This is a genomic window from Kribbella sp. NPDC050124 (genome assembly GCF_044460355.1).
Taxonomy (GTDB): domain Bacteria; phylum Actinomycetota; class Actinomycetes; order Propionibacteriales; family Kribbellaceae; genus Kribbella.
This window is the reverse complement of sequence record NZ_JBITJU010000004.1, coordinates 16,706-30,178: the sequence shown is the minus strand read 5'-3', so window position 1 is coordinate 30,178 and position 13,473 is coordinate 16,706. Positions and strand designations below refer to the sequence as shown.

The 13,473-nt window shown below is 69.4% G+C and carries 12 protein-coding genes; 6 read left to right on the top strand and 6 right to left on the bottom strand.

The features are described from left to right. Window positions 1–191: 191 nt before the first annotated feature. Window positions 192–3,353 carry a glycoside hydrolase family 3 N-terminal domain-containing protein gene (locus ACIBL3_RS12450; RefSeq protein WP_396353395.1) on the top strand — a complete coding sequence of 1,054 codons (3,162 nt, stop codon included), beginning with the start codon at window positions 192–194 and terminating at the stop codon, window positions 3,351–3,353. Between the two features lie 114 nt (window positions 3,354–3,467). Here the strand turns inward: ACIBL3_RS12450 and ACIBL3_RS12445 are convergent, their stop codons facing one another. The 3 genes from ACIBL3_RS12445 to ACIBL3_RS12435 form a co-directional block, all read right to left on the bottom strand. After that, entirely contained in the window at window positions 3,468–5,594 is a 2,127-nt protein-coding gene (locus ACIBL3_RS12445; protein ID WP_396353394.1) for an MMPL family transporter, read from the bottom strand. A gap of 111 nt (window positions 5,595–5,705) precedes the next feature. Next, window positions 5,706–6,635 carry a GlxA family transcriptional regulator gene (locus tag ACIBL3_RS12440; RefSeq protein WP_396353393.1) on the bottom strand — a complete coding sequence of 310 codons (930 nt, stop codon included), beginning with the start codon at window positions 6,633–6,635 and terminating at the stop codon, window positions 5,706–5,708. A 4-nt stretch (window positions 6,636–6,639) separates the two neighbouring features. Continuing rightward, a complete protein-coding gene (locus ACIBL3_RS12435; RefSeq protein WP_396353392.1) occupies window positions 6,640–7,239 on the bottom strand; it encodes an isochorismatase family protein in 600 nt (199 codons plus the stop codon). Here ACIBL3_RS12435 and ACIBL3_RS12430 point away from each other — a divergent pair. Further along, the gene (locus ACIBL3_RS12430; RefSeq protein ID WP_396353391.1) at window positions 7,238–7,423 is read left to right on the top strand and encodes a hypothetical protein; all 186 of its coding nucleotides are present in this window, start codon (window positions 7,238–7,240) and stop codon (window positions 7,421–7,423) included. The two genes, ACIBL3_RS12435 and ACIBL3_RS12430, sit on opposite strands and share 2 nt — an antisense overlap. A 178-nt stretch (window positions 7,424–7,601) precedes the next feature. Beyond that, window positions 7,602–8,687 (top strand): aldose epimerase family protein, encoded by a 1,086-nt coding sequence (locus tag ACIBL3_RS12425; protein WP_396353390.1) that lies wholly within the window; start codon window positions 7,602–7,604, stop codon window positions 8,685–8,687. 94 nt (window positions 8,688–8,781) lie between these two features. On the opposite strand, the gene ACIBL3_RS12420 is transcribed toward ACIBL3_RS12425, so the two are convergent. Beyond that, a complete protein-coding gene (locus ACIBL3_RS12420; protein WP_396353389.1) occupies window positions 8,782–9,369 on the bottom strand; it encodes a DJ-1/PfpI family protein in 588 nt (195 codons plus the stop codon). 72 nt (window positions 9,370–9,441) lie between these two features. Between ACIBL3_RS12420 and ACIBL3_RS12415 the strand changes: the two genes are divergently transcribed. After that, complete coding sequence (locus ACIBL3_RS12415; RefSeq protein ID WP_396353388.1) at window positions 9,442–10,365, top strand: GlxA family transcriptional regulator; 924 nt, start codon at window positions 9,442–9,444, stop codon at window positions 10,363–10,365. On the opposite strand, the gene ACIBL3_RS12410 is transcribed toward ACIBL3_RS12415, so the two are convergent. Beyond that, window positions 10,352–11,134, bottom strand: a complete 783-nt coding sequence (locus ACIBL3_RS12410; protein ID WP_396353387.1) for an SDR family NAD(P)-dependent oxidoreductase — start codon at window positions 11,132–11,134, stop codon at window positions 10,352–10,354. The two genes, ACIBL3_RS12415 and ACIBL3_RS12410, sit on opposite strands and share 14 nt — an antisense overlap. A gap of 104 nt (window positions 11,135–11,238) precedes the next feature. On the opposite strand from ACIBL3_RS12410, the gene ACIBL3_RS12405 reads away from it, so the two are divergent. Beyond that, on the top strand, window positions 11,239–11,832 hold the full coding sequence (locus tag ACIBL3_RS12405) for a TetR/AcrR family transcriptional regulator (RefSeq protein ID WP_396353386.1): 594 nt from the start codon (window positions 11,239–11,241) through the stop codon (window positions 11,830–11,832). On the opposite strand, the gene ACIBL3_RS12400 is transcribed toward ACIBL3_RS12405, so the two are convergent. After that, complete coding sequence (locus ACIBL3_RS12400; protein ID WP_396353385.1) at window positions 11,833–12,399, bottom strand: TetR/AcrR family transcriptional regulator; 567 nt, start codon at window positions 12,397–12,399, stop codon at window positions 11,833–11,835. A gap of 111 nt (window positions 12,400–12,510) precedes the next feature. Here ACIBL3_RS12400 and ACIBL3_RS12395 point away from each other — a divergent pair, with 111 nt between their 5' ends. Then, complete coding sequence (locus ACIBL3_RS12395; protein WP_396353384.1) at window positions 12,511–13,371, top strand: SDR family NAD(P)-dependent oxidoreductase; 861 nt, start codon at window positions 12,511–12,513, stop codon at window positions 13,369–13,371. The last annotated feature ends 102 nt before the right edge of the window (window positions 13,372–13,473 follow it).

Sequence of the window (13,473 nt, the reverse complement as noted above, 5' to 3'; positions counted from 1 at the left end):
ACCGCACCTACCGGGGTCCATCACTCCGGCTACTGAATTTGCACTCAATCGGACCACTGCAGCTTCTTAATCCCGGTTCCGTGAGAGCGCTCCAGTTCCGGAACCGGCGAGGTCTTGCCTCCGCCCAGCCGAAGGCTGAGAGTCGGGCCCGAGACGCGGGCGCGGCCCGCGCCCGAGCCTAGGAGTCGCCCATGCCCAGGTGGCCAGTTCCGCGCCGTCCGAAACGTCGGACGGCGCTCGTCGTAGCGACCGCGCTGATCGCCGGGATCCTGTCGGCCGCGCCCGCGGCGGCGGATGATCCGGCGCCGATCGTGCTGGCGGCGTTCGAAGGGGGTGAGCCGTTCGCGTCGCCGCCGAATCCGGGGATCTTCGGGTGGGGTAGTGACGGGGACGACCCGCCGACGATGGAGTTGCAGGCGCGGGCGGACGCGCCGAGCGGCGAGAAGGTGCTGCACGGGACCTACAACATCAGCGGGTGGGGTGGGTTCAGCCACGACGTGACTTTCGACCAGAACCCTGGTGACTGGTCGGCGCACAAGGGCATCCGGTTCTGGTGGTACGGCCAGAACACCGCGCCGCTGCCGCCCGGGTCGGGCAAGCGGATCTTCTTCGAGATCAAGGACGGCGGCGCCAACGCCGAGGCCTCCGAACTGTGGAACACCAGCTTCACCGACGACTGGCAGGGCTGGCACCTGGTCGAGATCCCGTTCACCGACCTGGTCTACCGCGGCGACTACCAGCCGGTCGGCGGCATCGACCAGATCCTCAACCTGACCCACATGTGGGGGTACGCGTTCACCATGCCCGTCGGGTCGCCGGGTGAGTTCGCGATCGACCAGGTCGAGGTGTTCGGCAAGGCCGACCCGGCGCTCAAGGCGAGCGTGGTCACCGACGCCGGCGTCTACCCGGTCAAGGAAGGCGGCACCGCCCAGGTCAAGATCTCCGTCGCGACCACCGGCAGCACGCCGCTCGAGGAGCCGGTCACGGTCGCCTACCAGACCGGCGCCGGCAGCGCGGGCGCCGACGACTACACCCCCACCTCCGGCACCATCACCTTCCCAGCAGGTACGGCGTCCGGCGCATCGCAGACCGTCTCCGTCACGACGAAGAAGGACCGCACCGCCGAGGTCGCCGAGACGATCCCGCTGGAGCTCACGGTCACCGGCGCGAAGCCGCCGTCCGCCCAGCCGACCGTGGTGATCAACGCCCACGACCTGCCATACCTGAACAGCAAGCTCCCGATCAAGCAGCGCGTCGCCGACCTGCTCGCCCGGATGAAACTGGCCGAGAAGGTCGGCCAGATGACCCAGGCCGAGCGCAACGCACTCCGGTCCCGCACCGACATCGCGACGTACGCGCTCGGCTCGCTGCTGTCCGGCGGCGGCTCGGTGCCGACCCCGAACACCCCGGCCGCCTGGGCCGCGATGATCGACACCTTCCAGCTGAACGCGCAGGCGACCCGGCTGCAGATCCCGTTGATCTACGGTGTCGACGCCGTGCACGGACACAACAACGTGGTCGGCGCGACGATCCTGCCGCACAACATCGGCATCGGCGCCACCCGCGATCCGGACCTGGCCCTCCGTACCGGTGAGGTGACCGCGACCGAGGTCCGCGCCACCGGCATCCCGTGGGACTTCGCGCCGTGCGTGTGCGTCGTCCGCGACGACCGCTGGGGCCGGACCTACGAGGGGTACGGCGAGGACCCGGCGCTCGTGCAGTCGATGGCGACCGTGATCACGGGCCTGCAGGGCAAGGCCGACGGCAGCCAGCTCAAGCAGAACAACCGGGTGCTGGCGACCGCGAAGCACTTCGTCGGCGACGGCGGTACGACGTACGGTTCGTCGACGACCGGCTCCTACAAGATCGACCAGGGCGTCACCGAGGTCACCCGACAGCAGCTGGAGACCCTGCACCTCGCGCCGTTCAAGACCTCTGTCGATCTCGGAGTCGGCACGGTGATGCCGTCGTACTCGAGTGTCGCGATCGACGGCCAGGCGCCGGTCAAGATGCACGGCAACGGCGAGCTGATCAACGGCGTGCTGAAGGACCGGATGGGCTTCGGCGGGTTCGTGATCAGCGACTGGCAGGCGATCGACCAACTGCCGGGCGACTACCCGAGTGACATCCGGACGTCGGTCAACGCCGGCCTCGACATGATCATGGTGCCGACGAACTACCAGGGCTTCACCCAGGGCCTCACCGACGAGGTGACCGCCGGCCGGGTCCCGATGGCCCGGATCGACGACGCGGTCGGCCGGATCCTGACCGAGAAGTTCAAGCTCGGCCTGTTCGAGAAGCCGTACGCCGACACCTCGCGGATCAGCTCGATCGGGTCCGCAGAGCACCGCGCTGTCGGACGTGAGGCGGCGGCGAAGTCCCAGGTGCTGCTGAAGAACGACGGCAACCTGCTGCCGCTGGCGTCGACGAACAAGGTGTACGTCGCCGGCAGCAACGCCAACGATCTCGGCAACCAGATGGGCGGCTGGAGTATCAGCTGGCAGGGCGGTTCGGGTACGACGACCACCGGCACGACGATCCTGGACGGGATCAAGCAGGTGACGCCGACCGCGACCTTCAGCGCGGATGCCTCGGCACCGCTGGAGGGTCATGACGTCGGCGTGGTCGTGGTCGGCGAACGCCCGTACGCCGAGGGAATCGGTGACGTGGGCAACGGTCACGACCTGCTGCTGTCGGACGCGGACAAGACCGCGGTCGACAAGGTCTGCGGCGCGATGCAGTGTGTCGTGCTGATCGTGTCCGGACGGCCGCAGGTGATCGCGGATCAGCTCGGCGAGATCGACGCGCTGGTCGCATCGTGGTTGCCGGGCACCGAGGGTGCTGGGGTCGCGGACGTGCTGTTCGGCAAGCGGCCGTTCACCGGTCGCCTCCCGGTCAGCTGGCCGCGGGCCGAGGACCAGCAGCCGTTGAATGTGGGAGACGCGTCGTATGACCCGCAGTACCCCTATGGCTGGGGTCTGACCACGCAGGCGACGGCCCGGCAGAAGCTCACCGAGGCCCGCAACGTCCTGCTGCGAAAGGACGACCCGTATGCCGTGGCCGCGGGTGTCGCCGCCGGGGTCGCGCTGCAGGTCAAGGACTGGTCCGGGCCGCAGGCAACCATTGCGCTGGCGGCTCTGGCCCAGTCGGCGAAGTACCTGGAGCGGACCTCGGCCGACTCGTACGCCGAGGGCGACGCGGTGGTCAGCGCCGCGCGCTGGATCGCCCAGAACCGGATCGGGCAGAACCTGGACGAGCCGACGTCCAAGCTGACGTCGGACGCCGAGCACCTGCTCCTGACCGGACAGCTGAACGCGGCCGTCAGCAGACTGACGACCGCCTTCAGGAGCTAGGGCGTGCGACGGCCGGGACGGGCCCCTCTCCCATCCCGGCCGTCACGTCCCCGGCAGTTGCTCCTCCCCGGCACCTGGTAGACGCAGGCGCCGGCGAAAAGGTTGGAATTCGGTCTAGACCGACGCGAGCTCGCGCTCCCGGACCGCAGGGGCGGCGGCACGGGCGAGCTTGTTCGGCCACCAGGCCTTGCGGCCGAGCAGGACCATGATCGACGGCAGCATCACGATCCGGACCAGGGTGGCGTCGATCAGTACGGCGACGGCCAGGCCGACACCCATCTGCTTCATCTCGAGCATGCCCAGGGTGGCGAAGACCGCGAACACCGAGACCATCACGGCCGCCGCGCTCGTCACCACACCCGCCGACTCGGTGACGCCCTTACGGACCGCCTCCCGCGGCGACAGCCCGTCCGCGACACCTTCCCGGATCCGGCCGAGCACGAACACGTGGTAGTCCATCGACAGCCCGACCAGGATCACGAACAGGAACAGCGGGATCCACGACACCACGAACCCGGCCGAGGTGAACCCGAGCAACCCTTCGGCCCAGGTGTGCTGGAACACCAGCGACAGGACGCCGAAGCACGCGGCGACCGAGGCCAGGTTCAGCAACGTCGTCACCAGCGCGATCGCCACACTGCGGAAGGTGATCGCCATCATCACCAGTGTCAAAGCCAGCACGAACGCGATCACGTACGGCAGCTTGTCCCGCTGATTGTTGCCGTAGTCAACGGACTCCGCCGACTCGCCGCCGATCGCCCAGGTCACCGACCCCAGCGCCGGCGCCAGCTCGGTGCGCAACTGCCCGAGCGCGGCCGCCGCGTTCTCGCTGTTCTCCGGCAACACCGACACCAAGGTCAGTACGGCGGTCCCGTTGCCCTGCCGGATCGCCTCCCCCGGCGCGACGACGAACTTGCCGCTCTGTACGGCGGACTCCTGCAGCCCGGTCAACCCCGCGACCGCACCTGCGCCCTGCGCGACGACGTCGTACGACAGACCGCCCTGGGACGGGAAGTTGGCCTGCAGTTCCTTGAGCGTGCGCACCTCGGGGATGCTCTGCGGCAGCGTGTTCAGATCCGCCGACTCGGTCTTCATTCCCAGCGCCGGTACGGCGAGGGCCACCACAGCGACCGCGGACAGCGACAGTGCGGCTCGCGGATGCCGCAGTATGGGAGCCAGGACGCGCCGGCTGATGCCACCCGGCCCGATGCGCCGGTTGAGCCGCCACAGCAGCGGAATGCGCGGCCGGTCGACGCGGTGCCCCAGTTTCGCGAGCAACGCGGGCAGAACGGTCAGCGAGCCGAGCACCGCAACCGCGACGACCACGATCGTTGCCGTCGCCATCGAGGCGAAGGTGGCGTCCTGAGCGACGTACAGGCCGGCCATCGAGACGATCACGGCGAACCCGGAGACGACCACGGAGTGCCCGGAGGTCGCCGCGGCGATCTCGACCGCGTCCAGGGTGTTGCGTCCCTTGCGCCGTTCTTCGCGCTCACGCTTCAGGTAGAAGAGTGAATAGTCGACGCCGACCGCCATCCCGATCAGCATCACGACGTTCGCCACCGAGCCGCCGTCCGGGAACAGGTAGGACAGTGGCGCGTAGAAGCCGAGGGCTGCGCCGACCGCCGAGAACGCCAGCAGCACCGGGATCCCGGCCGCGATCAGCGCGCCGAAGGCCAGCAGCATGAGCGCGAAGGTGATCGGCAGGCTGAGCTTCTCCGCCTTCACCAGGTCGGTGCCGACCTGCTTCCAGATCCCGGCGTCGACCGATGCACTGCCGGCCTGCGCGATGGTCAGGTCCGGGTTCGCCTGCTGCACCTCGGCGGTGGTGGCGACGATCTTCTCGATGTTGTCCGCGGCGTCGTCGTCGGTGCCCTTCAGCTCCATCGGCAGCAGCGCGGCCTTGCCGTTCTGGGACCACACCGGCTGGCCGACCGCCTGGACCGAGTCGAGTGCTCCGAGTTTCTGCTGCAGCTGGGCGATCGCCGTACTGGCGGCTGCCTTGTCCAGCGGGCCGTCCTGGTCGGTCAGCAGGACCGTTTCGGTTGGGCGGTCGCCCAGGTTCGCCTTCTCGATCAGTTCCGCGGCCTGGCCGGACTGGCCGACCCAGGTGTCCTTGTCTTCCGCCTGCTGCTTCGGGATGACCACCGACATCCCGACCGCGACGACGACGAGCAGCAGCCAGAGGCCGATCGCCCGCCATGGATGGATAGCACTCCAGCGCGCGATGCGCACAGTCACTGAACCCCTGCTCACCTTGCCCACCTCTTCCTTGTTCCGGTCAGGACGAGCCTGTCCGGAACGCGGGCGGAACTCAGGAGTCTTGAGCCCCCCGGCGGGGTGGAGCTAGGCCTACCCCGCGACCGGTTCGGCGGTGCGGGAGCGGAGACGGCGTAGCATCCGGGCGTCCTCGAAGCCGACCGCGCGGGCGGCGGCCTCGACCGTCGTACCGTGGCCGATCAGGTGCTCCGCGCGCTCCAGCCGCAGCAACTGCTGGTAGCGCAACGGGGTCAGGCCGGTCGCGGCGGTGAAGATCCGGGTCAGGGTCCGCTCGCTCACGCCGACCTGCCGGGCGAGCTCTGTCAGCAGCAGCCGGTCGGCGTACCGGGCGTCGATCACGTCCTGCACCCGGTGGGCGAGATCGCTGAGGTGACCGCGATGCCGCAGCATCGCGCTCTCCTGCAATTCGTCGCCGTTCCGCCGCGCGTAGACGACCATCTCGCGGGCGACCCGCGCGGCCGCCTCGGCGCCGTGCCGCCCCGCGACCAGGTGCAACGCGAGGTCGATCCCGCTCGCGATCCCGGCCGAGGTGATCACGCGGTCGTCCACGACGTACAGGACGTCGCGGACGATCGTTGCCCGCGGATACCGGGCCGCCAGCTCGTCGGTCAGATCGTGGTGCGTGGTGTACCGCCGTCCGTCGAGCAACCCGGCCGCTCCCAGCGCATCGGCTCCCGAGCACACACTCGCCACCGAGCCGCCACCGGCGTGATGACTGCGCAACCGCTGCCTCGTCTCCGGCCCGATCGGCGGCACCGGCGACAACCGCGGCGACCGCCACCCCGGTACGACGATCAGGTCGCCAGGCCCCAGATCGGGCCAGTCCACCCGGGCCTTCACCGGGACGCCCTGCGCGGTGACGATCTCGTCGGTCTCGGCCACGTAGCTCAGCCGGTAGCCGTAGCCGAGGTCGTTCGCGGTCGAGAAGACCTGCGCCGGCCCGGCCAGATCCAGCAGGTGCAGCTTCGGCACCAAGAGGAACGCGACCTGGGTGGGGCTCATCTGGTCAGGATGGCACGGGTACGGCGGTGAGGTCGTCGAGCGTCCGAATGGTGGCGAACCGGCCGGCCAGCGCGTACTCGGTCCGCTCGGTGACGACGTCCGGGCTGAGCGTCCGCGGGTCGGCCAGGATCTCCTCGAGGGTCGCGTCGGCGGGCATCGTCCAGTGCGGCAACGGGGTGGTCGCGGTCGCCTCGGTGACGAACACGACGTCGTACCCGAGGTCGGAGGCGACGCGCGCCGTCGTCTCGCAGCACTGCTCGGTCCGGATGCCGCTGATCACCAGCTCGGTGACACCGTGCTGGGTCAGCGTCTGCTGCAGATTCGTTGTGGTGAAGGCGTTGTGCGACGTCTTCGTGATCATCGGTTCGGTGGGCAGCGGCGCCAGGCCGTCGATCAGCCGGACGTGGCCGTTGGCCGGGTCGAACGCACCGCCGGTGCCCGGCTCGGTGTGCAGCACCCAGACCACCAGGTCGCCCTTGTCCCGGGCGGCGCGGACCAGGCGGTCGACCCGGTCGGCGATGTCGGGGTGGTTCACGGCCTGCCAGTTCGGGCGGACCCGGAAGGATTCCTGGACGTCGATCACGATCAGTGCGGTTCGGCTCATGACGATCATCCTGGCGGCGGGACGCCGTACCGCTGAAGACCTGATCGGGCCCGGCGCCGGACCGATCCGGTCAGGGCGCGCCGGACCTTTCCAGCGTCGTGCAGTCATCGGACGAATTCAAACCGTTACGAACTATTCCAAACACTGGACAGTCGTGCTTATCGTGCCCGGGTCGGCGCTGTGAGAACGCTCTCGCCGACATTCGACGACTCAGTGAGGGGATTGCGATGTCTGACCAGTTACCTCGCCGCCAGGTCCTGCGGACGGCCGGGGCCATCGGCCTGGGTGCAGCTGCCGCGGGCGGTCTCAGTGGGGTGGCCCAGGCCAGTTCGACCGCTGGTACGACGGATAGGTTGACCGCCATGGGCGAACACCACGGCAGGTTCGAGATCCGCAAGGACCCGTTCGGCACCACCCCGGACGGGCAGCAGGTCGACGTCTACATGTTCACCAACGGCCGGGTCACCATCTCGATGCTGACCTGGGGCGCCACCATCCAGCGGGTCGAGACCCCGGACCGGCGTGGCCGCACGGAGAACATCAGCCTCGGCTTCGACAACCTGCCGGACTACGCGACGCTCAGCCCGTACTTCGGCTCCACCATCGGGCGGTACGGCAACCGGATCGCCAAAGGCCGGTTCACTCTGGACGGGACGACGTGCCAGATCCCGGTCAACAACGGCGAGAACGCGTTGCACGGCGGCACCATCGGCTTCGACAAGAAGGTGTGGAAGGCCAAGGTCGTCCGCAGCGACAAGGCTGTCGGGGTCGCGTTCAGCTACGTCAGCCCGGACGGCGAGATGGGCTTCCCGGGTGAGCTGACCACCACGGTGACCTACACGCTCGACCGCCGCGACACCCTGCGGATCGACTACCACGCGACCGTCTCCGGTAAGGCGACCGTGGTGAACCTGACCAACCACGTGTACTTCAACCTCGCCGGCGAGGGCAGCGGCTCCATCGACGGCCACGTGCTGCAGATGGACGCGCCGTCGTACACGCCGGTCGACGCCGGGCTGATCCCGACCGGCGAGATCGCGCCGACGGCGGGTACGCCGTTCGACTTCAGCAAGCCGACCGCGATCGGCAAGCGGATCCGCGACGACCACCCGCAGCTGGTGATCGGGCGCGGGTACGACCACAACTTCGTCCTCGGCGCCGACGCCGGCAAGGACGGCCTGCGCTTCGCGGCCCGCTTCTGGGAGCCCGAGGAGGGCCGGACCGTCACCGTCCACACCACCGAGCCGGGCGCGCAGTTCTACAGCGGCAACTTCCTGGACGGCACCTTCCAGGGCATCGGCAACAAGTCGTACCGCCAGGGCGACGCCTTCGCGTTCGAGACGCAGCACTTCCCGGACTCCCCCAACCACCCCAACTTCCCGTCCACGGTCCTCCGCCCCGGCGAGACCTACACCTCCACGACGACGTACACCTTCGGCACGAAGTAGCCGGACGCCCAGGCCATCACAATCGCCGCCGCCGGCAGCACCCCCGCCTGCCGGCGCACTGCACCTGCGATTGTGATGGCCTGGCGGTCCGCACCTACCTCATCCAGACCGACCCCTGGCGATCGCGGCCGATCCACTGCTCGAGGGCGACCACCTCGGCGTTGGCGCCCAACTCGCGTTCGAGAAGCCAGCACGCGAGATCGACGCCGGCGAACCAGCCGGAGCCGCAGGTGACCAGATCGCCGTCGTCGACGATCCGGGCGTCGACGACCTCGGCCCACTGACCCAGGCGCTCGTAGTCGGCGCGATGGGTGGTCGCCGGACGACCGTTGATCAGACCTGCCGCGCCGAGCAGCAACGAACCCGAGTCGATCCCGGCCAGGATCAGGTCGTTGCCTCCGATCCGCTTCGCCTCAGCCAACTGCTTCGGAATCACCCCGCGCTCGATCTCCTCCAAGATCCAGCCGCCGGACACCGCCAGCACCCGCGCGGTGTCCGGCGACCACCACTCCAGACCGGCGAACGTCGTTCCGTAGCACCCCGTCACCTCGGTCGCCCCGTCGGCGGTCACCAGCCGGGGATCCACCGCCAGCCCACGCCGCTTGGCGTTGGCGAACACCGCGTACGTCGACAGCGCGTCGACCTCGGCCACACCTTCGAACATCAGTACGTCGATCCGCATGACCTCCACCCTGCGGTCAGCCGCTCCACGAGTGAGAGTGGCTGGAAAGACATCATGAGCTAGATTCGCGCCATGATCACCGTCGCCGTCCTTGCCGCCGAGGGAGCGATCGGGCTCGAGTTGGCCGGCGCCTGCCAGGTCTTCGCAACCGCCAAGGGCCTGTACGACGTCCGCGTCTGCGGCGCACCCGGTACGACGCTGATGGCTCACGACAGCCCGATCCTCAAGGTCGAAGCGCCGTACCCGTTGTCCCAGGCCCTCGACGCGCACACGCTGATCGTGCCCGCCGCCTTCGACGCGTCGGACGAGGTGGTGGAGCTGATCCGGGAGGCACATCGGCGCGGGGTGCGGATCGCATCCATCTGCACGGGTGCGTTCGCGCTCGCGGCAGCCGGCGTACTCGATGGACGACGCGCCACGACGCACTGGGCGTTCGCGGACGAGTTCGCCCGCCGCTTCCCGAAGGTCGAGGTGGTCGCCGATGCGCTCTATCTCGACGAGGGCGACGTACTGACCTCTGCGGGGGTCACGGCCGGGCTGGACCTGTGCTTGCACCTGGTCCGGCGCGACCACGGTTCGGCCGTCGCGGCGGCGGTCGCGCGGCGGATGGTGATGGCGCCGCACCGGGACGGCGGGCAAGCGCAGTTCGTCACGATGCCCGTTGTCTCAGGCAACGATTCGCTCGAACCGGTGATGCGGTGGATGCGGGACCACCTGGCCGAGCCGCTCACCCTCACCACCGTCGCCGCGCAGGCCGCGATGAGCCCGCGCACACTGTCGCGGCGGTTCCGTGCTCAGACCGGGACGACTCCGCTGCAGTGGCTCATCCGGCAACGCCTCGCCCGCGCTCAGGAACTCCTCGAGGCCACGACGCTCCCGGTCGGCCAGATCGCGACCGAGGCCGGTTTCACTACGCCGTTGTTGCTCCGCCAGCACTTCACGAAGGCGTTCGCCACCACCCCGACGGCCTATCGGCGGACGCTCACGCGGTCTTGATGATGCCGCCGTCGATCAGGTAGTCGGCGCCGACGATGCTCGCGGTCAGCGGCGAGCACAGCTGCACGACCAACGCGGCGACTTCGGCGGGCTCGATCAGCCGGCCGGTCAGCATCCCAGTCTGCTCCGGGAGTCCGGCGAGCAGGTCGTCCTGTGACACTCCGAGCTTCTTGGCGAGTTGACCGCCGTATTGGTCCGGGCCGACCCACAACGCCGTCCGCACCGGGCCCGGCGAGACCGTGTTCACCCGCACGCCTTGCGGACCGAACTCCTCGGCGAGCGCCTTGCCCAACGCGGTCAGCGCCGCCTTGGCGGTCGTGTACGGAATCGGGCCGGCGGACGGGATCCGCGCGCCGTTCGAGGAGACGTTCACGATCGCGCCGCCCTGGCGGATCAGGCTCGGCAGCGCTGCTCGCGTCGTCCGCACCGCCGCGAAGTAGTTGAGCTCGAAGAACTGCTGCCACGCCTCGTCGCCAAACTCCAGGAATCCACCGGCCGCCTCACCGTCGCCGCCACCGACGTTGTTCACCAGCAGGTCCAGCTCGCCGACCTCCGCCAGCGCCGCGGCGACCGCACGCTCCGGCCCGTCCGGTACGGCGAGATCCGCCTGTACGACGTAGGCGCCGGTGGCACGGAGTTCCGGGGTGACGGTCCTGGCGACTGCGACCACGCGCACCCCTTCCGCCACGAGCCCCTCCACCACGGCCAGCCCGATTCCGCGGCTGGCTCCGGTGACGAGGGCTGTCTTGTGCTTCAGCTGCAGGTCCATCAGGACTCCTCAATAGCATCTTGCTTGACCCTGAAAACGTACTACTTGCAACACAGATGATGCAAGTAGCCGTGGAGTCGCGTCCGATAGGTAGACTTGAGCGCATGAACGAGGTCGTGATCCGTCCACTGCGTGCTGACGCCGAGCGCACCGTGCGGACGGTTCTGGAGGCGGCCGAGCGGACCCTGAACCGGAAACCGAACGCCACCATGGAGGAGATCGCGGCCGCGGCTGGGGTGGCCCGGACGACCGTGCACCGGCGGTTCGCCACCCGGGAGGCGCTGATCACCGCCATGGCGACCTGGGCCTCCCAGCAACTCGCGGACGCGGTCGAGCAGGCCCGGCCGGAGACCACGCCACCCCTGGTCGCGCTCTACCAGGCGACCGCGAACGTGCTGCGCGTCAAGCTGTCCTGGGGCTTCGCGATGAACGCCGCCCTTGCCCCGGGCAACGAGGCGGACCGGATCCAGGCCGGCGTCGTGGAGCGCTGCGACCAGCTGTTCGCCCGACTCCAGCAGACCGGAGCGCTACGCGCCGACGTGGACCCGATCTGGGCCCGCCGGGTCTACTACGCATTGCTCCACGAGGTCTGCCAGGACCTGAGCAAACGCGGTGCCGACGCCGACACCGACGCGCGGGCGACCCAGATCGTCGACACCCTGCTCCGCGGCGTCGGCAACCCGAACACGCAGCTCTGATCAGGACGCCGCTTGCAGGTAGACGAGGAGATCGTCCACCAGTTGCTGTGGGCTCGCATGCCCCTTGCCGGTTTCGGAGAGGTGGCCGGTGGCTGCCAGATCGGCCGCGCCGTGAGCGACCGCGCGCACCAGCGACGCGAGGCGGACCGGATCACCCGCCGGCAGCACACCGTCGGCCTGCGCGGCTTCGACCAGGCCGATCAGGCCGGCCTGAGCTGACTCCGCCGCCGCGGTGAGCTCGGGCGATTCGACGGTCCACCGACCGAAGACGAGACGGAAGCGCTCCGGATACTCGAGCGCCCAGGCGATGTAGCGGCCCATCGCCTCACTCAAGGCGGCACGTGCGGACCGCTTCCGCCGTACCGCTTGCTCGATCGCTGCGCCGTGCCGCGCCAGATCGCGGGCGGCGACCGCGGCCAGGAGGGCCTGCTTGTCGGCGAAGTGCTTGTACGGCGCGTTGTGCGACACGCCGGCGAGTCGCCCGACCTCCCGCAGGGTCACCGCCGCGACCCCACCACGATCGAGCAGCCCGGTGGCCACCTCGATCAAGTCGTCCCGCGTCCCCATTCGGCTGATCGTAGTGCCTGATGATGGCCTCGCTTCGCTCGACCATATGGTTGACGTTGTCAACCTCGCGTGCCTACGGTTGACAACGTCAACCTGAGAGGAGTCTTGCAGATGCGTGCGGTGATCACGGGAGCCAGTGGCGGGATCGGGGCGGCGATCGCGGAACGGCTTGCCGGGGAAGGGATGTCGGTCGTCATGGTCGGCCGCGACGAGGGCCGGTTGAGCGACGCGGCCCGGCGGATCGAGGCCGCCGTACCGGATGCTGATCTTCGTCCGGACGTGACCGACCTGTCGCTGATGGCCGACGTACGGCGGTTGGCCGAGCGGCTCGGTGATGAGCCGCCGGACGTCGTGATCAGCAATGCGGCCGTGGTCGCGCCGATCGACGAGGTCACCTCGGAGGGCATTCAGCGCGTGCTCGCGACCAACCACCTGGCGCCGTACCTGCTGCTGCGGTCACTCGCGGAAGCCCTCGGCGACCGGCCCGCCCGCTTCATCGTGGTCGGCGCCTCCCCGACCGCGCTCCGCCGCGTCCCGGTCGACGTCGACCACCTGGACAGCCGCGACGGTCTCGCACCGATCCCGAGCTTCCGCCCGTTCGCGGCGTACGGGCGGACGAAGAACATGAACGCGATGTTCGTCTACGCGCTGGCCCGCCGGCTGGCCGGCACCGCCATCACCGTGAACGGCGCCCATCCCGGCATCATTCGCGACACCGGCCTCGGCCGCGACACCCATGGCCTGCTCCGCCTCAGCGCCCGCATCCTCGACCGCTTCTGCCCCGGCCCGGAAGCCGGCGCCGACACCCCAGCCTGGCTCGCCACCTCCCCCGACGTCGCCACCACAACCGGCAAGTTCTACGTCAAACGCCGCCCCGTCCCCACCGCCCCCCACACCACCGACCAGTCCCGCTGCGACGCCCTCTGGGAGCACTCGGCCCAACTCGTCGGCCTCCCCGCCACGACGCGCTGACCGCGCCTGCGAACCGCCAGGCCATCACAACGACCACCACTCCGCCGAGCTGAGCGACGCCGGTGGTGGACCGCCAGTTGTGATGGCCTGGCGGTCCATCAC